The organism is Janthinobacterium sp. BJB304, assembly GCF_002735765.1.
Taxonomy (GTDB): Bacteria; Pseudomonadota; Gammaproteobacteria; order Burkholderiales; family Burkholderiaceae_D; genus Janthinobacterium.
This window is the reverse complement of record NZ_PDZN01000011.1, coordinates 12,691-33,767: the sequence shown is the minus strand read 5'-3', so window position 1 is coordinate 33,767 and position 21,077 is coordinate 12,691. Positions and strand designations below refer to the sequence as shown.

The 21,077-nt window shown below is 63.2% G+C and carries 14 protein-coding genes; 6 read left to right on the top strand and 8 right to left on the bottom strand.

Features of this window, described 5'->3' with window-relative positions; translation table 11 throughout:
• Positions 1-21: 21 nt before the first annotated feature.
• Positions 22-912, bottom strand: a complete 891-nt coding sequence (locus CSQ95_RS14565) for a DMT family transporter (RefSeq protein ID WP_099410023.1) — start codon at positions 910-912, stop codon at positions 22-24.
• A 101-nt stretch (positions 913-1,013) separates the two neighbouring features.
• Here CSQ95_RS14565 and CSQ95_RS14560 point away from each other — a divergent pair, with 101 nt between their 5' ends.
• Together CSQ95_RS14560 and CSQ95_RS14555 are read left to right on the top strand one after the other, a co-directional pair.
• On the top strand, positions 1,014-1,793 hold the full coding sequence (locus CSQ95_RS14560) for a helix-turn-helix transcriptional regulator (RefSeq protein WP_099410022.1): 780 nt from the start codon (positions 1,014-1,016) through the stop codon (positions 1,791-1,793).
• 81 nt (positions 1,794-1,874) lie between these two features.
• Positions 1,875-4,337: a tetratricopeptide repeat protein gene (locus CSQ95_RS14555; RefSeq protein WP_099410021.1), complete on the top strand. Its 2,463-nt coding sequence runs from the start codon at positions 1,875-1,877 to the stop codon at positions 4,335-4,337.
• On the opposite strand, the gene CSQ95_RS14550 is transcribed toward CSQ95_RS14555, so the two are convergent.
• Genes CSQ95_RS14550 through CSQ95_RS14535 form a run of 4 tightly spaced genes read right to left on the bottom strand, consistent with a single transcriptional unit; the run spans position 4,334 to position 6,865 of the window.
• Positions 4,334-4,981 (bottom strand): FABP family protein, encoded by a 648-nt coding sequence (locus tag CSQ95_RS14550; protein ID WP_099410020.1) that lies wholly within the window; start codon positions 4,979-4,981, stop codon positions 4,334-4,336. The genes CSQ95_RS14555 and CSQ95_RS14550 overlap by 4 nt on opposite strands.
• 56 nt (positions 4,982-5,037) lie before the next feature.
• Positions 5,038-5,442: a hypothetical protein gene (locus CSQ95_RS14545; RefSeq protein ID WP_099410019.1), complete on the bottom strand. Its 405-nt coding sequence runs from the start codon at positions 5,440-5,442 to the stop codon at positions 5,038-5,040.
• Positions 5,443-5,444: 2 nt separating this feature from the next.
• On the bottom strand, positions 5,445-6,248 hold the full coding sequence (gene map / locus CSQ95_RS14540; RefSeq protein WP_070291841.1) for a type I methionyl aminopeptidase: 804 nt from the start codon (positions 6,246-6,248) through the stop codon (positions 5,445-5,447).
• A gap of 17 nt (positions 6,249-6,265) precedes the next feature.
• Positions 6,266-6,865 (bottom strand): TetR/AcrR family transcriptional regulator, encoded by a 600-nt coding sequence (locus tag CSQ95_RS14535; protein ID WP_070291842.1) that lies wholly within the window; start codon positions 6,863-6,865, stop codon positions 6,266-6,268.
• A gap of 113 nt (positions 6,866-6,978) precedes the next feature.
• Between CSQ95_RS14535 and CSQ95_RS14530 the strand changes: the two genes are divergently transcribed.
• Positions 6,979-8,493, top strand: a complete 1,515-nt coding sequence (locus CSQ95_RS14530) for an AMP nucleosidase (RefSeq protein WP_070221052.1) — start codon at positions 6,979-6,981, stop codon at positions 8,491-8,493.
• A 78-nt stretch (positions 8,494-8,571) separates the two neighbouring features.
• Here CSQ95_RS14530 and CSQ95_RS14525 read toward each other — a convergent pair whose 3' ends face one another.
• The 3 genes from CSQ95_RS14525 to CSQ95_RS14515 all read right to left on the bottom strand — a co-directional run bounded on the left by CSQ95_RS14525 (position 8,572) and on the right by CSQ95_RS14515 (position 12,766).
• Entirely contained in the window at positions 8,572-9,558 is a 987-nt protein-coding gene (locus CSQ95_RS14525) for a hypothetical protein (RefSeq protein ID WP_099410018.1), read from the bottom strand.
• Between the two features lie 464 nt (positions 9,559-10,022).
• Entirely contained in the window at positions 10,023-10,493 is a 471-nt protein-coding gene (locus CSQ95_RS14520) for a DUF1854 domain-containing protein (protein WP_099410017.1), read from the bottom strand.
• 2 nt (positions 10,494-10,495) lie between these two features.
• Positions 10,496-12,766 (bottom strand): ABC transporter ATP-binding protein, encoded by a 2,271-nt coding sequence (locus CSQ95_RS14515; RefSeq protein WP_083286938.1) that lies wholly within the window; start codon positions 12,764-12,766, stop codon positions 10,496-10,498.
• A gap of 467 nt (positions 12,767-13,233) precedes the next feature.
• Between CSQ95_RS14515 and cphA (CSQ95_RS14510) the strand changes: the two genes are divergently transcribed.
• From cphA (CSQ95_RS14510) to CSQ95_RS14500, 3 genes are all read left to right on the top strand, one after another.
• Positions 13,234-15,411 carry a cyanophycin synthetase gene (gene cphA, locus CSQ95_RS14510; RefSeq protein ID WP_099410016.1) on the top strand — a complete coding sequence of 726 codons (2,178 nt, stop codon included), beginning with the start codon at positions 13,234-13,236 and terminating at the stop codon, positions 15,409-15,411.
• 57 nt (positions 15,412-15,468) lie between these two features.
• Positions 15,469-18,039, top strand: a complete 2,571-nt coding sequence (gene cphA, locus CSQ95_RS14505; RefSeq protein ID WP_099410015.1) for a cyanophycin synthetase — start codon at positions 15,469-15,471, stop codon at positions 18,037-18,039.
• 282 nt (positions 18,040-18,321) lie between these two features.
• On the top strand, positions 18,322-20,985 hold the full coding sequence (locus tag CSQ95_RS14500) for a TonB-dependent receptor (protein WP_257218053.1): 2,664 nt from the start codon (positions 18,322-18,324) through the stop codon (positions 20,983-20,985).
• The last annotated feature ends 92 nt before the right edge of the window (positions 20,986-21,077 follow it).

The following is a 21,077-nucleotide window of genomic DNA, read 5'->3' as shown; positions in this document are numbered from 1 at the left end:
AACACCAGCATAGCAAAAAAACTAGGCGCTGGCGCGGCGCAGGGAACGTTTCAGCGTTTGCACCATCACCACGCCCAGCAGGGTCACGCCGCCGCCGATCACATCGTAGCTGTGCAAGGTTTCACCGAGAAACAGCATGGCGATGATCACCGTGAACACGGGCAGCAAGTTCATCAAGGTGGTGGCGCGGCTGGGGCCCAGCTTGGCCAGGCCATGCATCCACAAAAACGGCGCGATGATCGATGCGGGAATGCCGGCAAACAGCACCAGCGGCAAGCCGGCGCTGGTGACGGGCGGCGCCGACTGGCTCAGGTAATACACGAACAGCACGGGCACGGCGCACCAGACCTGGATCAGCAGCGAATGCCAGTTATTCAGGGGAATCTTCCAGCGCTTGAGCAGCACGCCGTAGCCCGCATACGACAGGCAGGCCAGCAGCATCAGGGCGTCGCCCAAGGCCGCGCCATGGGCGAGCAGGGCGGCCGGGTCGCCATGGCTGAGCAGGTAGCCAAGTCCCAGCAAGGACACGATGCCGCCGAACACGCCGCCCACGGTAGGCGCCTCTTTCAACACCAGCACAGACAGGCCCACGGCCAGCAGCGGCATCATCGACGCGAGGATACCCATGTTGGTGGCCGTCGTCGTTTGCGCGGCGATGTAGGCAAGGCACTGGTACATGACCATGCCCAACATGCCCAGCACAAACAGTTTGCCCAGATACGGTGTCACCACGGCCCGCTGCTTCCACACGGGACGGGCAAACACGAGCGCCAGCAGCACGCCGGCCAGCAGCCAGCGGAAGAACGAGATGGCGGCCGGATCGATCACGCCGACAGCCAGCTTGCTCACGATGGTATTGATGGCCCAGATCAGCACGGCGATCACGGGAAACAGATAATGCTTGGCTTGCATGCGGCGGACTCCAGATTTCAATACCGCCATTTTCGCATGGTCTGATTCCATGGATATAATGCATATCGGACATTCGATGCGAAGAACAGGACAAAGACACCATGGCCAGCAACCAGCATTTCCCCGCCGTTTCCGACACCCTGCCCTACCCCGTGTACTTTCGCCTCGACGATTATCACGCGCACCAGCAGTTCGATTACCAGAGCCATCCGTGGGGCCAGCTCACGTATTGTTCCACGGGCGTGATGGAAATCATGGTGGCGGGCCAGCGCTATCTGTCGCCGCCCCAGTACGCCGTGTGGATACCGCCGGAAACCTTGCACGACGGCTATATCCGCCAGGACGTCGTGTTTCACTCGGCCTACATCGATGCCAGCCTGTGCGCGCAGCTGCCGGCCCAGCCGTGCGCGCTGGTATTGAGTCCCCTGCTCAAAGCCATCCTCGGCGACTTCGCCGACAGAAACGTCACCACGCCCGCCACCGCAGCCGACCAGCGCCTGGCGCAGGTGCTGGTCGACCAGCTGCAGCTGGCGCCGTGCAGCCGCAACTACCTGCCCGGCAGTGACGAGCCCGTCATTGCGGCGCTCTTGGCCGCCCTGCAGGCGGAGCCGGGAAGTAACCGCTCACTGTCCGAGTGGGCCGCGCAATTGCACGTCACGGAGCGCACCCTGGCGCGCCGCTGCCAGCGCGAGCTGGGCATGCCATTCGGCGAATGGCGCCAGCGCCAGCGCTTCCTGGCGGCCCTGCCCCTGCTGGAACAGGGAGAAACCGTGCAGGCGATCGCGCTGGAACTGGGCTACAGCACGGCCTCCGCCTTCATCGCCATGTTCCGCCGCCAGAGCGGCGGCACGCCGGACCAGTTCCGCCGCGGCCTGCGCTGAAAAAGCGGCTCCGCTTTGTCATGCTTTGTCATATGAGGATGCTAAAATTCAAACATCTTTCCAGAGAGCAAAAGGACGCGCATGAACCCCAGCACCGACACGGCCCATGAAACCCCAGGCAGCGAGGATGCGCCGCAGGTGACAGAGACGGCCGTGGCGGCGTCAGCGCCCCTCACGCTCGGCAAGGAAGACATCCCCACCGTATTGGGCAAGCTGCGCACCCTGGTGCAGGACAAGACGCGTTTCGAGCCGCAGGACATCACGCCGCTGGGCGAGGAAGACGTGCTGCAGGATTTTTCCCTGCAAGCCAATTACGCGCTCGAAGCGCGCTTCGAACAGCGCGTCATCAATGGCTATTTTTCTCCTTCGGGCAATGACTGCCACTGTGGCTCCCACGAGGTGGGAGCGCTCGCTCACGCGCAGGAAAAGGAACGGCTGCGCCGCGCGGCGGGCAAGCTCGACGCTGCCCTGCGCCAGGCGGACCAGGCCTACAACGCTATCGAAGCGGGCGCCTACCTGCCGCATGCCGTCAAGTACTGGCACCTCGATACGTGCATCCCCTGTTCGGGCAAAGGCCGCATCGGCTGCCACACCTGCCACGGCGCGACGACGGAAACGTGCTGGAACTGCCACGGCGGGCGCACCGTCAGCTGCGACGGTTACGGCTGCTACGGCAGCGGCAAGGTGTCGTGCTCGTATTGCAGCGGCAGCGGCACCGTGGCCGAGCAAGTCACCGATTACATCACGGTGCAAGTACCCACTACCACCTACAGCAACGGCAGCTCGCACACGAGCTACCACAGCGAAACGCGCACGCAATACCGCACCGAGCATCGCAATTGCTACCATTGCAGCTACGGCAAGGTCACGTGCAACACCTGCCACGGTTCCGGCAACATCAATTGCGGCACTTGCCGCGCCAGCGGCAAGGTCACGTGCCGCACCTGCAGCGGCGCGGGCGACTTGCGCTGCAACCCGTGCGACGGCTCCGGCAAGGTGGGCACGGCGGCCTGGATCGACGTGCACGTGACGCCCGGCTACAGCGTCAGCCTGCCCAAGCAGGCGCCCGATGACGCGCGCCGCATCCGCGACAAGGAGAGCGTGCACTCACTGGCGGCCATTGCCAGCAGCCTGGCCCTGGCAAAAGTGAGCATTTACAATGAAGACCAGCCGCAGGAAGTCGACGCCCTGTATGCGGCCAAGCTGCGTATCGTGCGCCTGGACGCATCGTGCAATGCAGAAAAACACCACCTGGTGGCGTACGGTACGGACTTGCGCTGGCTGACGCTGGACGACATCGTGGAAAAACTGCTGCGCGGCGACCTCAAGGCGCTCAGCGATGCGCTGGCCGGCAGCGCCGACGACGGCCTGTTCTCGGCCCACGTGCAGGGGCTATTGACGCCGCTGCGCGACGTGGCCGCCTCGGAACTGAATGCGGACGTGATCGAGTCTGTCCTCAGCGGCGACGCGGACCACGCCCATGTCGATATCGTTTCCGCCGACTATGCGCAGAACGTGCGCACCTGCGTGCTCGGTGCCTTGCGCCAGGTCTACACGCGGCTGGCCAAGCAATTCTGGTGGAAAAGCGCGCTGGCCGCGCTGGCCGCCGCCATCGCCGCCTGGTTCTTCGCCGGCCGCGGGGCCGCCGCCGTTGCCGGCTTGCTCGTCACGGGCGCCGGCTACTGGCTGTTCAACCGCAAGGTGAAAAGCGTGCTGAGCGAAGCGCTGGGCGGCCAGCAGCAGGCCGAACGCGCCATGGGCATCGCCGGCAAGGGACGCCGCAACCAGCTGGCGCAAGTGCTGATCCTCGCGCCCGCCAGCGTGGCCGTGCTGGCCGCCAGCTATGGCTTGCCCGTGCGCGTGCGCCCCGCTGCGCCGCCGCAGCAGGCGGCCATGGCCTCGGCACCCGTCGCGCCCCATGCACCGGCCGCCGTGCCGCCGGACGCAAGCAGCGCCAGGGCCGTCAAGCTGTACGAAAATGGCGACAAGACACAGGCGCTGGCCATGCTGGAAAGCCTGGTCGGCAAGGGCGACGCGGGCGCGTATGGTCTGTATGGCTGGATGCTGCTGATGGGCGAAGGCAAGCCCGGCCCCGTCACGGCGCCGACGGCGCAGCAGCGCGAAGCGCGCCAGCTGGCCGCCAAGCCCCTGGTCGGCAAGGGCCTGCTGAAGAACGACAGCTATGCGCTGACGGCGAAGGGCGTGATGCTGGCCGAGGGCTGGCAAGAGCCGCGCAACATGGCGCGCGGGCTCGACCTGCTGAAACAGGCGGCCAACAAGGGCAATGCGCAAGCCATGCACTTATTGGGCCTGTACCACGTGCGCGGCTACCAGATTCCCGTCAATCACAAGGAAGCGCGCAAATGGTTCACCCTGGCCGCCGACAAGGGCAGCGCGGGCGACATCTACAACCTGGGACTGATGGACTGGGAAGGCGCGGGCTTGAAACGCCCGGACCGCGCCAGCGCCATGCAGCGCTGGAAAATCGCGGCCGCCATGGGCGAGGAACGCGCGATCAAGGCCGTCGCCCAGGGACAGCCTTAAGCGGCCGCCGCCAGCGCCTGCAAGGCCATCGGGTTCGGCGTGGGCTCACCGATTTTCGTCAGCAGGTTGCGGTCCGTGTGGTGGAACGGTTCGTCCTTGCCGCGGATCAGCATGACCGTGTCTTCATCGTAGCCCCAGGTGCCGTCGGCGTGGATATCGACCTTGATCCGGTATTCGACGGTGGTGAATGCGTGTTCGAGGAAAGGGTTCGAGCAGATGCCGTAGGCCGTCGAATCGCGCTTGGCCACCAGTTCGAAACTGGTGGCGTCCGCCGTCGTCGTGCCGGACGCCATGGCGATCTGGCCGCGCGGAATGGCCAGGGTCTGGATCACGGCGCCCGTGGCCGGCTCCCACAGCCAGTAGCCCACCTGCTCATGATAGGTTTTCACTTGATCCGGCTTGGTGATGTGGATGTAGTAACGCAAGCCGTAGAACAGCTGCGGGCCGTTGGTGACGGGGTCAACCGGCTGCAGTTCGATGCGCTCGACGAAGGCCTGCTTGCGCGGACCGTCCGCTTTCGGCTTGACGTCCAGGCCGCGCGTGCCCGTCCAGATGCCGGCCATGCCGGTCAGGGGCCCCAGGTTGTTCAAGGTGTGCACGTCGGCGGACGGCTCGGTGTAGATATCTTCGGGAAAATCGCTCATGCGGAAGTCTTCAAAATGGGGCAACAGTGCTTGCCGCCATTGTAAGACGCAGGCCGCTATCTGGGAAAGAGCGCGATGTGGCGTTCGACGAACAGCAAGGCTGCAGCGGCCAGCGCGGGGCGCTGCGTTTCGAACACGGCCGCATCGCGCGTTTGCAGCAGATTGGCGGCCGCCTCGGGCAGGCCCAATTCGCCGGCGACGAACGCCGCCACCGCGTCGATATTCGCGTACAGCGCACTGTCGAAGCCTTCCCAGTCCACGTAGGCCAGCCACTCGGCCAGGGTCAGCACTTGGGCGACGGGCGGCGCCAGGGCCGCGATGCGTTCAGAACGCAGCACGCTGTCGTCGCGGATGCCTTCCTGCTGCAGGACGGCCAGCGCCACCTGCTGCAGCGCATCTTCGGGAGCGTGCCGGTATTTGTTCAGCAGGCGCTGCGTCAGGCTGGTACTGGCCGCATCCATGCTCAGACCAGCGGCTCGGTCGAACCGGTCAGGGTAAAGATTTCAAAGCCCGTTTCCGTCACGGCCAGCGAATGCTCGAACTGCGCCGACAGCGAACGGTCTTTCGTCACCGTCGTCCATTTGTCGGGCAAGACCTTGACCTGGTAGCTGCCCACGTTGAGCATCGGCTCGATCGTAAAGATCATGCCCGGTTCGAGCACGATGCCCGTGCCTGCGCGGCCATAGTGCAGCACTTGCGGCGTGTCGTGAAAGACCTGGCCCACGCCATGGCCGCAGAAGTCGCGCACGGAGGAAAAGCCCTGCGCCTTGGCCACCGCCTCGATGGCGGCGCCCACGTCGCCCAAGGTCGCGCCCGGACGCACGGTGTGGATGCCTGCCATCATGGCGTCATACGCCGTGTTGACGAGGCGGTTGGCCAGGATGGACACGGCGCCCACCTTGAAGGTGCGGCTGGTGTCGCCGAACCAGCCGTTGAATTTCGGCGTCACGTCGATGTTCAGGATGTCACCCGCCTTCAGGATCTTGGTGTCCGACGGGATGCCGTGCGTGACGACGTGATTGACGGAGATGCAGCTGGCGTGCTTGTAGCCGTGGTAGTCGATGGTGCCGGGGATGGCGCCGGCGGCGCGCATGAATTCCTCGCACAGGGCGTCGAGTTTGGCCGTCGACACGCCCGGTTTGACGAAAGGCGCGATGTAGTCGAGCGTGTCGGCGGCGATGCGGCCGGCCGCGCGCATGCCGATAAAACCTTCTTCGTCGTGCAGCGGGATTTTCTTGCCGTGTTCTAGCTGGGTGGAATAGCGCATGGGGATTCTTTTCTTTGTCAGTGTGTGATGGTTTGGGTCGCCCAGCCGCGCACGGCGTCGTGCGAGGCGCGCAGCATGGCGTCGACGCTGGCCGGTATCGGCCGCTCCTGGGTCAGGTAAGGCTTGACGACGGCCACTGGGGCATCGATCAGCACGAATTTGAGCAGCATGTGATCGAGGTCAAGCTCCGTGGTGGCCGGCATGGCTTCGGCGCAGCGCACGAAGCAGGCATCGAGCGCCGCCTGTTCCTCTTCGACGGCGGCCAGCAATTGCTCGCTGAGGCCACTGCTGAAATCGGGGCTGTCCGCGCATTGCAGCAGGAAGCGCGCGTACACGGGCTTGCGCCGGCACCAGTCCAGCAAGCCGTGCACGCCGGCCCAGGTGTCGCCGCCGAGCCAGCGGCTGGCTACTTCCTCGCGGAAGTCGCTTTTCACGCGCAGCCAGGCGCGCGCCAGGATGGCGTTGCGCGAATCGAAGCGGTGATACACGGAGCCGATGGGCGCGCCGGCCTTGACGGCGATGGCAGCCATCGACACGGCGCCCACGCCGCACTGCGCGGCGACGGCGATCGCGCTGTCGATGAAGTTGTTTTCGTTGAATTTGGCTAGTCTGACCATTCAAATAGAATACAGATTCTATTTGAATCCGTCAAGCGCCCCCGACATGCGCCAACATGAGTTGCCTTGCTGCCTTACAATGGTATGCACGAACCGCTACAAGGAGAATCCGCTTGCTTACGCCCCCCTTCATCGCCTCCTCCCGCTTCGACGATCCACGCCTGGCGTTGGAACAGGTGCAAGCCATTTACCGCAGCAGCATCGAACACTTGCGCGACGCGCTGCAGCGCTTTGTCGCCGGCGAAGACATGCACGAGCGGGTGCGCGCCTGCTACCCCTTCGTGCGCATCCAGACCGACACCGTGGCGCGCGCCGACTCGCCGCTGGCCTACGGTTTTGTCGCCGGCCCCGGCGTGTTTGAAACCACGCTGACGCGCCCCGACCTGTTCGGCGATTACTACCTGGACCAGTTCACCCTGCTGCTGAAAAACCATAACAGCGGCCAGAAAGTGCACCTGGAAGTGGGCGTGAGCGCCCAGCCCATCCCCGTGCATTTCTCGTTCGCCGAGCATGACCATATCGAAGGCAATATGGATGCGGGCCGCCGCCTGGCCATGCGCGACCTGTTCGACCTGCCCGACCTGTCGGCCATGGACGACGGCATCGCCAACGGCACGCACGAACCGGCGCACGGCGAAGCGCAGCCCCTGTCGCTGTTTACGGGACCGCGCGTCGACTACTCGCTGCAGCGCCTGCGCCACTACAGCGGCACCTCGCCGCAGCATTTCCAGAACTTCGTCCTGTTTACCAATTACCAGTTCTACATCGACGAATTTATCCGCCTGGGCCACGCCATGATGGACCGCGCGCCCGATGCGGCCGCGCCATCGGACGACGATGGCTACGTCGCCTTCGTCGAACCGGGCAACGTGGTCACGCGCCGTGTGGGCCAGACGGTCGAGAGCGAGGATGCGCTGGGCGCCGCCCCGCCGCGCCTGCCGCAGATGCCCGCGTATCACCTGCTGCGCGCGGACGGCAGCGGCATCACCATGGTCAATATCGGCGTGGGACCGGCCAACGCGAAGACCATCACCGACCATATCGCCGTGCTGCGCCCGCACGCCTGGCTGATGCTCGGTCATTGCGCGGGCCTGCGCACCACGCAAAGCCTGGGCGATTACGTGCTGGCGCACGCGTATGTGCGCGAAGACCACGTGCTCGACGAAGACTTGCCGCTGTGGGTGCCGATCCCGCCGCTGGCGGAAATCCAGCAGGCGCTGCAAACGGCCGTGGCGGAAATCACCCAGCTCACGGGACACGACCTGAAACACATCATGCGCACGGGGACCGTGGCCAGCACCGACAACCGCAACTGGGAACTGTTGCCGCAGCGCACGCCGGAGCGCCGCTTCAGCCAGAGCCGTGCCATCGCGCTGGACATGGAAAGCGCGACGATCGCCGCCAACGGTTTCCGCTTCCGCGTGCCGTACGGCACATTGCTGTGCGTGAGCGACAAACCGCTGCACGGCGAAATCAAGCTGCCCGGTATGGCCAATCATTTTTACCGTGAACGGGTCGACCAGCACCTGCGCATCGGCATCCGCGCCGTGGAACTGCTGCGCCGCCAGGGCGTGGACCGGCTGCACAGCCGAAAATTGCGCAGTTTTGCGGAGGTGGCGTTTCAGTAACTGTCAGCACCACCCCTCATCCGGTTCGCATCATGACTAGGCATGGCGCGATCCGGGAGCAGCTTGACTCAGTTACGGTCACGGAATGTTACAGTCGGTTCCATATCTTCCCCCGCACTTCTTGTCCCAAATCCACTGCAAATCGTCTTGTTCCTGCAAATCGACAGAAAATGAAATGGCTGGCGAAGTCAGCGTCAACTTCACGATATTGGCGGTAGCGGACCACTTGGTCTCATCAGTCAAATCAGACAAGATGACGCCCTTGTCTATCTGCATGGTGATTTTACTATTCGCCAGCAAATAAGCCAGATTATCCTGAACGTATTGGCCGATAGGAAAACTTCCTCCGCCGGGCAGGGATACCGATTTATCTCGCGGTATCAGATTATTGAGTGCCGTCAGATAATTCTGATCGCGCTTGAAAAATGGGGTCGCGACACCGGCGATGGTCTGATTCAAGCCAGCGACGATGGCATCATCGATCTTGGAGCTACCAAGATTTACAATATAGTCTCCGATCACTGGCAATATCCATCCGAGATTGGAGTCGCAATCGGTCGACGACGAAGGATTTCCTGAAACTCCCATGCCTGGCAATATCTGGCCCGAGCCTTGCGGAGATCCCATCTGTGCATTGATGGTGAAATTATCGATGGCTGCACTATTAGTGCAGCGAAAACTGATGCCATATTTCTTGCCTGAATATCCCATCAGAGTTTGATAGCGTGGTGCTTGCACTGTAATACCAACAGTACCATCTGCCGCAGGTGCCAGCGTAAACAGCAAGCTGCCTGTCACTTTCCCGGAGTAGAACTGCACACCATTATTGGTCGCCTGCTGCTTCAGAAAAGTATTCAGCGTTTTTTCCAAGCTATAGGGACCATTGATAATCTGATCCGCAAACCTGGTTACCGGCCCTTGGTCTATCCGCTTCTCTGAATAGGCGACACTGCCACCTGCATAATGGACAGTGACGATGTACGTCACGGCCGTTACCCGTGGCACCCACGCCGCATGCGCACTGCCGGCAATTAACAGGCAAGATAACAAAGCATATTTCTTCATTCAATTTCCTCAATGTGAAAAATTCATGAATTCAGGTCGCAGCCGCAATCTTCATAGCCACACAGTCTCCGATAGCAACAAGAGCGGCTTGCACTACATCGCCTGACAGGATAAGTCGCACGAAATTTTAATGAATTAACATCTAATTCAAAAATAGAAATGTATCATGAAAATAAACTCTTTCCCTTCCTCAAACATCCTATTTAATGAAATTTCAATGAACGACCAATTTCCGCACTAGACAACTCAAAAAATAAAAAGCCGAGTTCTGCACAAGCAGCCCCGGCCCCATTATTTCGAGAAAGTAGAATAAAGGAATTTTAGCGCATCAAGAAGTTTGTCGTTTTACAGTATGCACGCCTTGAATAGCACGAACAAATCATGCACTGCAATAGCCTGAAGAAGAAAAAGCACCAATCGCCATATACCGATTGATGCTTTTTCGCAGACGCTCCATGCCGGTGTTACAGGAAGCGGTCGAGTATCTTGCGCGTCGTCTTGTCAATATTAAACATGTCGCGTATCAAAAAGTGGATGCCGTGGTTGTCGGCGATCAAGAGCGACGCGGCGCCGATGCGGCGGATGTCTTCTTCGCCTTTCAGCACGAATTGCGTCTCGCCCCGGTCCGTGTCGACATGCCAGGTGCATGGCGTGGCGAAGCTGGAGACGCTTTTCACCCTCGCGATCTCGGGCATGAATTCGCGTCCTTCCAGCTCCTCCCGCAGCAGGCTGCGCGCCGGCTCCGGCAAGGCGTCGAGGCGGTCGATCCACGCCACTTCCTTGCCGTTGCCCAGCACCAGAGAAATGCCTTCGTCCGGCGACTGGATAGGGAAGGCGCGCACGGGCGCCACGCCTTCAAAGACCTGGCCGTCCGCGTCCGTCATCACCAGCTTGCCGAAGGGGTCGCGGTGTAATGTAAAAGTTGTGCTGGCCATGCTTATTCCTTGTCATCCAGGGCGAGTTCGTTGTTGCGCGCCTGTGCTTCGTAGAGGCGGAAATAGGCGCCCTCTTTCGCCATCAGTTCATCGTGACTGCCCACTTCGACGACCTGGCCACGGTCCAGCACCACCAGACGGTCGGCCCGGTGCAGGGTCGACAGCCTGTGCGCGATGGCGATCGTCGTGCGGCCCTGCACCAGATTGTCGAGCGCCTTCTGGATCTCTTTTTCCGTTTCCGAATCGACCGACGATGTCGCTTCATCCATGATCAGGATGCGCGGGTCGATCAGCAGGGCGCGGGCGATCGAGATGCGCTGGCGTTCGCCGCCGGACAAGCCCTGGCCACGCTCGCCCACCATCGAATCGTAGCCTTGCGGCAGGCGCAGGATGAATTCGTGCGCATGCGCGGCGCGCGCGGCGGCGATGATTTCCTGGCGCGTCGCATGCGGCTTGCCGTAGGCGATATTTTCCGCGATGGTGCCGAAGAACAGGAACGGTTCCTGCAGCACCAGGCCGATATTGCGGCGGTAATCGGACACGGCGAACGAACGGATGTCGACGCCGTCGAGCAAGATCGCCCCTTCCGACACGTCGTAGAAACGGCAGATCAGGTTGACCAGCGTGCTCTTGCCCGAACCGCTGTGGCCCACCAGGCCGATCATCTCACCCGCCTTGATGTTCAGGGTGATGCCGCGGTTGACGGCGCGGTTGCCATAACGGAAACCGACTTCGCGCAGGTCGATGCGGCCTTCGATCTTCTCCAGTTTGACCGGTTGCGCCGGTTCCGGCACGCTCGACACGTGGTCGAGGATGTCGAAGATGCGCTTGGCGGCGGACGCCGATTTCTGCGTCACGGAGACGATGCGACTCATCGAATCGAGGCGGCCATAGAAACGCGTGCTGTAGGCGATGAAGGCGGTCAGCACGCCGACGGTAATTTCGCCGCGCGACAGTTGCCAGATGCCGAAGCACCAGATGACCAGCAAGCCCATCTCCGTCAGGAAGGAAACAGTGGGCGAGAACAGCGACCAGACTTTATTGAGTTTGTCGTTGACGGCCAGGTTGTGCGCATTGGCGTCGCGGAAGCGGGCCGCTTCGCGTTTTTCCTGCGCAAACGCCTTCACCACGCGGATGCCAGGGATGGTATCGGCCAGCACGTTGGTCACTTCGCTCCACACGCGGTCGATCTTTTCAAAGCCCGTGCGCAAGCGGTCGCGCACCAGGTGGATCATCCACGCGATGAACGGCAGCGGCGCCAGGGTCATGATGGCCAGCCACGGATTCATCGACCACAAGATCACGCCCGTCATGATGATCATCAGCACGTCGGAAGCGAAATCGAGCAAGTGCAGCGAGAGGAAGACGCAGATGCGGTCGCTGCCGCTGCCGATGCGCGCCATCAGGTCGCCCGTGCGCTTGCCGCCGAAAAATTCCAGCGACAGCTTCATCAGGTGTTCATACGTGGCCGAGCGCAAGTCGGCGCCCATGCGTTCGGACACCAGGGCCAGCACATAGGTCTTGCCCCAGCCCAGCAGCCAGGCCAGCAGGGCCGAACCGAGCAAGCCGCTCATGTAGTACACCACCAGCCACGGATCGATATGCTTGCCGTTCTGATACGGAATCAGCACATTGTCCATCAGCGGCGCCGTCAGGTAGGGCGGAATCATGTGCGCGGCGGTGCTCAGCAGCATCAGCATGAAGCCCAGGGCCAGCTGGCCACGGTAAGGGTGCGCGAAGCGCCACAGGCGGAACAGGGTCCAGGTCGATGGCGGCGTATGCAGCACCTTGGCGCAGATCGGACATTCTTCCTGCTCCGGCTCCAGAGGCGCCTTGCAGCTTGGACACACTTCCTGCTCCGCTTCCAGCACGGGCTGGCCCGTCAGGTGGCTGTCGAGGCGCTCAACGAACTGTTCCAGCACGCGGATCGCATGCAGATTCTGGCCCAGGGTAAAACGCCACGACGCCAGGCGGCCGTGGTCGTCGAACAATTCCAGGTGGCCGACGCCGGCGTGGTCATGGTGCGTCAGGCGCAGTCCATGGCGGAAAGACCAACTTTTCCAGGTGGTATCGCCCGGGGAACGGGCCAGTAAACGCTTCTCTGTGACAACAATTATGCCTTTTGTGAAACGTAATCGCGCATCGAGGTCAACCTCAACGCTACTTAAAACGTTCTCCCCTGGAGAAAGCTTGCTTTCCACTTCCGCCAGCCAGTGTTCCGGCAGCGAGGTAAGGGGAATAGTTGTTGCAGGAACACTCAGTTCAGTTGTCATCGTAAAGCATACTCCGGCTCGAGGCCAAGCCCTTCAGGGCGGGATTTGGGGGATGGGGCAGACGCCCGATCAATGTTTGTGTATTGCGCGATGGCGAGGTAGATGCACCAGTGGCAATTTCCTGTATTGTATCGAATGGATGCCTGCAGGTAATGAATGATGGCAAAACGGAGCAAAAAAATGCGCGGCCATCGTACAGGGGCAAGTATACAACAGCCCGCTGTTGCGCAAATGCTCCAGCTTAGCCCGGAGTCGGTAACTTTATAACAAGTATGGCAACAATTAGTAACAATTAGAATGACAACACCAGCAGAATACGAGAAGCAAACGCGACAAGAGGCCGCTAAAAGTGGCACACTGCGCATACCCGGGATAAAGAACCAAGCACGAGCCTGAAAAGACTCTGTAAAGCCAACATAAAGTATCTGGCGCCCAGACGCCTGGCTTGTTATCAAGAAACCACTTACATGATCAAGAAGAAGAACATCGAATTCGTCCGCGTCACCCACTTGCGCGGCCCCAACATCTGGACTTACCGCCCGGTGATTGAAGCCTGGGTCGACATCGGCGAACTGGAAGATTACCCATCGAACACCCTGCCCGGCCTGTACGAGCGCCTGGTGGCATGGCTGCCCGGCATGATCGAGCACCGCTGCGGCGTGGGCGAACGGGGCGGCTTTTTCGAGCGCCTGCGCGAAGGCACATGGTCGGCCCACATCCTCGAACACGTGGTGCTGGAACTGCAAAACCTGGCCGGCATGCGCACGGGCTTCGGCCAGACGCGCTCGACCAGCCAGCGCGGCGTCTACAAGATGGCCTTCCGCACGCGCGAAGAGCACGTGGGCCGCGCCGCCCTGGCGACCGCGCGCGAACTGCTGATGGCCGCCATCAATGATGAAGCCTACGACCTGGAAGCGGCCCTGGCGCCGCTGCGCGACATGGTCGACTCGCGCTGCCTGGGCCCGAGCACGGCGAGCATCGTCGATGCCGCCACCGAGCGCCGCATCCCTTCCTTGCGCCTGAACGACGGCAACCTGGTGCAGCTGGGCCACGGCGCCGCGCAGCGCCGCATCTGGACGGCCGAAACGGACCGCACCAGCGCGATTGCCGAAGGCATCGCCAGCGACAAGGATCTGACCAAATTCCTGCTCAAATCGTGCGGCGTGCGCGTGCCCGAAGGCAGCCTGGTGCGCAGCGCCGAAGCGGCCTGGGAAGAAGCGCAGGACATCGGCGTGCCCGTCGTCGTCAAGCCGTATGACGGCAACCATGGCCGCGGCGTGTCGCTGAACCTGATGACGGAAGCGGACGTCAAGGCCGCCTATGAACTGGCCGCGCGCAAGGGCGACAGCTCGGCCGTGCTGGTGGAAAGCTTCATCACGGGCGACGAACACCGTCTGCTCGTCGTCGGCAACAAGCTGATCGCGGCCGCCAAGGGCGAATCCTTGTGGGTCGACGGCGATGGCACTTCCAGCGTGCTGGAACTGGTCAATACGCAGATCAATATCGATCCGCGCCGCGGCGAAGGCGAGGATTTCCCGCTGGGCACCGTCAAGCCGCATGAATCGGGCGAGATCATCCTCGAACTGCAGCGCCAGGGCATGACCGCCCTGTCCGTGCCGCAGGCCGGCCAGAAAGTGCTGATCCAGCCGAACGGCAACGTGGCCATCGACGTCACGGACGACGTGCACCCGTCCGTCGTACATGCAGCCCTGCTGGCCGCGCGCGTGGTCGGCCTCGATATCGCCGGCATCGACCTGGTCACCACCGACATCACGCGTCCGCTGGAAGAGCAGCGCGGCGCCATCATCGAAGTCAATGCCAGTCCCGGCCTGCTGGCGCACATCAAGCCAGGCGTGGGCCAGCCCCGCCCTGTCGGCGCGGCCATCGTCGACCACCTGTTCGCGGCCGAGGAAACGGGCCGCATTCCGCTGATTGGCGTGACGGGCACGCGCGGCACCAGCCTGATCGTGCGCATGCTGTGCAAACTGCTCAATCTGTCGGGCCTGCACACGGGCGCCGTCTGCAGCGAAGGCATGTATCTGGACCAGCGCCGCGTCGTCAGCAGCGATTGCGTGAACTGGGACGCGGGCCAGCGCCTGCTGCTCAACCGCACCGTGCAGACGGCCCTGTTCGAGAGCAATCCGCGCATGATCCTGGCCGAAGGCCTGGCCTACGACAAGTGCCAGATCGGCGTCGTCACGGACATGGGCAGCCTCGATAGCGTCAAGGATTTCGACGTGCTGGACGAAGCGGGCCTGTACAAGGCCGTGCGCAGCCAAGTCGACGTGGTCGTGCCGACGGGCGTGGCCGTGCTCAACGCCGCCAACGCGCACGTGCTGGAACTGGCCGAACTGTGCGACGGCACGGTGACCCTGTATGCGCAGGATGGCAGCTTGCCCGCCATCGCGGCGCAACTGGCCGCCGGCCAGCGCGCCGTATTCGTGCGCGGCAACCACATCGTGCTGGCCGAAGGCGGCATCGAAACGGTCCTGCTGTGCCTGGACCTGCTGAAACCGGCCACGGCCGGCAATGTCGACAGCGTACTGGCCGTCGCGGCCGCCGCCTGGGCCCTGAACCTGCCCGTCGACCTGATTTGCGCGGGCCTGCGCACCTTCGACGCGGCCCCCGGCTGCATCGGGAATTAAGACTCAAGCCCGGCTACGGCCGGGCCCACAAGAACACAACAGGATTACGGTTTAATTATGGAAGTATCTCGCGTACGGGCCTTGCGGGGCCCTAACCTCTGGAGCCACGACACCGCCGTGGAAGCCATTGTTTCCTGCACCACGCAGGAACTCGACATCGCCCAGCTGCCCGGCTTCGAAGCCCGCCTGCGCGCACTCTTTCCGCAACTGAGCCCGCTGCAACCGCTGGGCAATTACAACGCCGCGCCGATGGCGCAGGTGCTGGAACTGGCGGCGCTGGGCCTGCAGGCGCAAGCCGGCTGTCCCGTCACCTTCAGCCGCACCACGCCGACCCTGGAAACGGGCATCTTCCAGGTCGTCGTCGAATACTCGGAAGAAGCCGTCGGCCGCCTGGCCCTGGAACTGGCGCAGCAGCTGTGCCGCGCCGCGCTCGACGACGCGCCGTTCGACCTGGCCGGCGCCCTGCACCAGCTGCAGGAACTCGATGAAGACGTGCGCCTGGGTCCTTCGACGGGCGCCATCGTCAACGCCGCCGTGGCCCGCAACATCCCGTTCCGCCGCCTGACCGAAGGCAGCCTGGTGACGTTCGGCTGGGGCAGCAAGCAGCGCAAGATCCAGGCCGCCGAAATGGACGGCACCAGCGCCATCGCCGAAGCCATCGCGCAGGACAAGGAACTGACGAAGAAATTGCTCGATTCGGCCGGCGTGCCCGTGCCGCAAGGCCGTGTCGCCGTCGACGCGGACGACGCCTGGGCCGCCGCCTGCGAGATCGGCCTGCCCGTCGTCGTGAAACCGAAGGATGGCAACCAGGGCAAAGGCGTTACCGTCAATGTCACCACGCGCGAGCAACTGACGGCCGGCTTCCTCGCGGCGCAGGAATTCCGCGACGACATCCTCGTCGAACGCTATCTGCCGGGCCACGATTTCCGCTTGCTCGTCATCGGCAACAAGATGGTGGCAGCGGCCCGCCGCGACCCGCCGCAAGTCGTGGGCGACGGCCAGCACACGGTGCGCGAACTGGTCGATCAGGTCAACCTGGACCCGCGCCGCGGCAGCGGCCACGCCACCTCGCTGACGAAAATCCGCTTCGACGACATCGCCCTGGCCAGCCTGGCCAAGCAGGGCTACGTGGCCGACTCCGTGCCGCCCGTGGGCCAGCGCGTGATCTTGCGCAATAACGCCAACCTGTCGACGGGCGGCTCGGCCACCGACGTCACCGTCGACGTGCATCCGGAAGTGGCGGCGCGCGCCGTCGCGGCCGCGCACATGGTGGGCCTCGATATCTGCGGTGTGGACGTCGTTTCCGACAGCATTCTGAAACCGCTGGAAGAGCAGAACGCCGGCATTGTCGAAGTCAACGCAGCACCGGGTTTGCGCATGCACCTGGCGCCGTCGTTCGGCAAGCCGCGTCCCGTCGGCGAAGCCATCATCGCCGCCATGTTCGCCGAAGGCGACGATGGCCGCATTCCCGTCGTCGCCGTCACCGGCACCAACGGCAAGACCACCACCGTGCGCCTGATCGCCCACCTGCTGACCACCTCCGGCCTGCGCACCGGCATGACGAACACGGATGGCGTGTACATCGAAGGACGCCAGATCGACAGCGGCGACTGCAGCGGCCCGCGCAGCGCGCGCAACGTGCTGCTGCACCCGGACGTGGACGCGGCCGTGTTCGAGACGGCGCGCGGCGGCATGCTGCGCGAAGGCCTGGCCTTCGACCGCTGCCAGGTCGCTGTAGTGACCAACATCGGCGCGGGCGACCACCTGGGCCTGAACTACATCACCACCGTGGAAGACCTGGCGGTATTGAAGCGCGTGATCGTGCAGAACGTGGCCGACAGCGGCGTGGCCGTGCTGAACGCCACCGACCCGGCCGTGGCCCGCATGGCCAAGAATTGCAGCGGCACGGTGACCTTCTTCGCCGCCGACAAGACGCATCCCGTGATGGCCACGCACCGCGCGCAGGGCAACCGCGTCGTGTACGTGGAAGACGGCAAGCTGGTCGCGGCGCAAGGCAAGGAACGCCACGAAATCGCCCTGTCGCAGGTGCCCATCACGCGCAACGGCGCCATCGGCTTCCAGGTAGACAACGTCATGGCGTCGCTAGCCGCCGCCTGGGCCGTGGGCCTGGACTGGAAAACCATCGCGCTGGGCCTGAAAACCTTTGCCAATGAAGCCGACAACGCGCCGGGCCGCTTCAACGTGTTCGACTATCGTGGCGCCACCCTGATCGCCGACTACGGCCACAATCCGGACGCCATCCTGGCGCTGGTGCAGGCCGTCGAAAGCATGCCGGCCAAGCGCCGCTCGGTGGTCATCAGCGGCGCAGGCGACCGTCGCGACGAAGACATCCGTCAGCAGACGGAAATCCTCGGCGCCGCCTTCGACGACGTGCTGCTGTACCAGGACCAGTGCCAGCGCGGCCGCGCCGACGGCGAAGTGGTGGCATTGCTGCGCCAGGGCCTGGACGGCGCCAAGCGCACCAGCCATATCGATGAAATCAACGGCGAATTCGTCGCCATCGACAAGGCCCTGGCGCGTTTGAACGAAGGCGATCTGTGCCTGATCCTGATCGACCAGGTGGAAGAAGCGCTGGCGCACATCGCCATGCGCGTCGCCGAAGCGTAAGCGCGCCAACTGCGCACAAGGGCGGCCTGCGGGCCGCCTTTTTTTTCGCCCCTGCGCGGCCGGCGCACCGGCGCGCATTTCATCGGCAGCGAACAGCGATGCCTGGGTGCGCCGCCAGGGCGCATGAATGCAGCAGGGATACCGGAATTGATATTGACTTCGCAAAAGAAGTCATTTGTGGGGCAAAGTCATTCCCACCTACCATGTTTCTTGAGCAGGTTCCAGCTCTGGCGGCGACTGCCGCAGCGTTCTCAACATAACTAAAATACAGGTGGAGACAAGATGAAGCAATCGATGGCAACGGGCACCCGCACGTCCCGGCACAACACACGTCTGACCTTGAAGGCCACGGTGGCCGCGCTGGCCGGCGCCGGCCTGCTGAGCAGCGCGTCCGTCTGGGCGCAACAGGCGCCCGCCGCAGAAACACCAGCGGCAGAAGTAGCAGAAACAGCACCGGCGGTGGCAGCCGACAGCGGCATCGCCGTCGTCGCCGTTACGGGCGTGCGCAGGGCGGCACAGAGCGCGCAGACGATCAAGAAAAACAACGACCAGGTGGTCGACTCCATCGTCGCCGATGAAATCGGCAAATTCCCCGACAAGAACGTGGCCGAAATCCTCGGCCGCGTGACGGGCGTGCAGATCCGCCGCGAAAGCGGCGAGGCGGGCACCGTGATCATCCGCGGCTTGCCCGGCGTGGTGACCCTGCTCAACGGCCGCGAGATGTTCACCTCGGTGGGCCGCAGCCTGTACCTGGCCGACATTCCGACGGCCATGCTGCAGCGCGTGGACGTGTACAAATCGCAGGGCGCCGACATGGTCGAAGGCGGCACGGCCGGCGTGATCGACGTGCGCACCAACCGCCCGTTCGACTTCAAGGGCTTTACGGCATCGGGCAATGTGCGCGCCGAACACCGCGACAAGGCCGGCTCGACGGACCCGAACGTCAGCGGCATGGTCTCGAACCGCTGGAAGACCCCGTACGGCGAATTCGGCGCCCTGCTCGGCCTGTCCTACCAGCGCGGCAGATACTATGACGAGACGATCTGGAACGCCGAACCCGTCAAGCGCCCCGAAGCGGGCAATATCACGGGCCCCGATTCCGTCGGCATGATCCCGACCGTGGGCGACCGCAAGCGCTACGCGGCCAACGCCGCTTTCCAGTGGCGCCCGAACTCGCAGGTGGAAGTGTATGCGGAAGGCATGTCGACCCTGATCAAGCATGCGTTCGACAGCCAGTTCTTCGTCGGTTCTCTGCCCTGGGGCCAGAACCCGGACATCACCCTGATCCCCGGTACCAGCCAGGCGGCCACGGTAGGCAAGATCGACGGCCCGTGGTCGCCGTTTACCCTGGGTTCGACCCAGGCGCGGCGCGACCGCTCGATCGGTTCGCAAGGCGCCATCGGCGCGCGCTGGGACATCACGCCGCAGCTGCGCGCCACGACGGAACTGGCGCGCACGGTGAGCAACTTCGAGCGCGAATTTCCCATCCTCGACTTCCTCGCCCACCCGACCAGCGTGATCGGCAGCACGAACGTCAACGGCGGCGCGCAGATCAGCTACCCCGGCTACAACATGCTGGACCCGAAGAACTACACGCTGCTCGGCTTCTACGATAACCACAGCCACGACGAAGGCAGCTCGACCGACTGGCGCGGCGACCTTACCTACGACATGGACAGCACGGGCTTTTTCCGCGAATTTTCGGGCGGCGTGCGCCTGGCCAAGCGCAAGGCCGAATCGATCCGCGAAAAAAATGGCCAGGGCGGGTTGACGTCGATTATGACTGCGGACGCGATTCCCGGCCTGGCTTGCGCCTCGCACGAGAACACGGGTAACTTCGGCCTGCAAAGCTGGCTCACGCCCTGCCGCGACTTCATGCTCAACAACACGGCCGCGCTGCGCCAGCTGTTTACGGGCAGCAGCGAACGCAGCCCGGACGATCCGATGACCCACTACAAGGATGTGGAAAAAACCAATGCCGTCTACGGCAAGGCGCGCATCGGCTTTGACCTGGCGCAGGTACCGGTCGATGGCACGCTGGGCGTGCGCGTGGTGCAGACCAAGCAGGACTTGCAAGGCAATTCCTCGCAAAACGGCATCGTCACGCCCGTGCGCGTGAAGACGTCGGATACGGACGTGCTGCCCAGCCTGACCCTGAAAGCCCTGCTGCGCCAGGACCTGGTCGCCCGCCTGACCGCCGGCAAAGCCGTGCAGCGCCCGAACTTCGCCGACTTCAACCCCGGCGTGAGCCTGGGCCAGAGCCTGGAAATGGTGCGCCCGACTGGCAGCGGCGGCAATCCCGACCTCAAACCCGTGGAAGGCAAGAACCTCGATGCAGCGCTGGAATGGTATTTCGCCCAAACGGGTTCCGTCACGGCCACCGTGTTCCGCCACAACTTCAAGAACTACATCCTCTCCGGCTCGGCCAAGGAAACGTACGGCGGCATCGAGTACGACATCACGCGTCCGCGCAACACCTCGAAGGGCCATCTGCAAGGTCTGGAAATGGCTTACCAGCAGTTCTACGACAAGCTGCCCGGCTGGATGAGCGGCCTGGGTCTGCAGGCGAACGCCACCTACATGACGGGCGAACTGGAAGAGTTGAATGGCAGCGTGCACCCGTTCACGGGCATGTCGAAGTGGTCGGCCAATATCGTCGGCCTGTACGAACAGGGACCGTGGTCGGCGCGCCTGGCCTACAGCTGGCGCGACAAATATGTCGACGACTACAACTACCGCGGCAAGGGCATCCACCTGACCGTGGCCCCGACCAAGACCCTGGACGCATCGGTCTCGTACAAGCTCAATCCGAACACCACGGTGACGCTGGACGCGAACAACCTGCTCGACTCGACCTACCGCGACTACCACGACACGCCCGACTATGTGCGCGATGTGCGGCGCTATGACAAGGTCGTCGGCTTGTCCGTCCGCTGGAGCTACTAACTCATATCCCCCCCCCCCTTTCTTCCTTGCGAGGGTTTTCAGCGCCAGCCGGCAACGGTTGGCGTTTTTTTTGCTTTGTGGAATCTATCCGC

Excerpts from the sequence above, each read along its gene's own strand:
- map (WP_070291841.1), bottom strand. The coding sequence starts at position 6,248 with ATGCGCTATTCCACCCAGCTAGAACACGGCAAGAAAATCCCGCTGCAC.
- CSQ95_RS14515 (WP_083286938.1), bottom strand. The coding sequence starts at position 12,766 with ATGACAACTGAACTGAGTGTTCCTGCAACAACTATTCCCCTTACCTCG.
- CSQ95_RS14500 (WP_257218053.1), top strand. The coding sequence starts at position 18,322 with ATGAAGCAATCGATGGCAACGGGCACCCGCACGTCCCGGCACAACACA.
- CSQ95_RS14520 (WP_099410017.1), bottom strand. The coding sequence starts at position 10,493 with ATGGCCAGCACAACTTTTACATTACACCGCGACCCCTTCGGCAAGCTG.
- CSQ95_RS14525 (WP_099410018.1), bottom strand. The coding sequence starts at position 9,558 with ATGAAGAAATATGCTTTGTTATCTTGCCTGTTAATTGCCGGCAGTGCG.
- CSQ95_RS14555 (WP_099410021.1), top strand. The coding sequence starts at position 1,875 with ATGAACCCCAGCACCGACACGGCCCATGAAACCCCAGGCAGCGAGGAT.
- CSQ95_RS14535 (WP_070291842.1), bottom strand. The coding sequence starts at position 6,865 with ATGGTCAGACTAGCCAAATTCAACGAAAACAACTTCATCGACAGCGCG.
- CSQ95_RS14565 (WP_099410023.1), bottom strand. The coding sequence starts at position 912 with ATGCAAGCCAAGCATTATCTGTTTCCCGTGATCGCCGTGCTGATCTGG.
- CSQ95_RS14560 (WP_099410022.1), top strand. The coding sequence starts at position 1,014 with ATGGCCAGCAACCAGCATTTCCCCGCCGTTTCCGACACCCTGCCCTAC.
- cphA (WP_099410015.1), top strand. The coding sequence starts at position 15,469 with ATGGAAGTATCTCGCGTACGGGCCTTGCGGGGCCCTAACCTCTGGAGC.
- CSQ95_RS14545 (WP_099410019.1), bottom strand. The coding sequence starts at position 5,442 with ATGGATGCGGCCAGTACCAGCCTGACGCAGCGCCTGCTGAACAAATAC.
- cphA (WP_099410016.1), top strand. The coding sequence starts at position 13,234 with ATGATCAAGAAGAAGAACATCGAATTCGTCCGCGTCACCCACTTGCGC.
- CSQ95_RS14550 (WP_099410020.1), bottom strand. The coding sequence starts at position 4,981 with ATGAGCGATTTTCCCGAAGATATCTACACCGAGCCGTCCGCCGACGTG.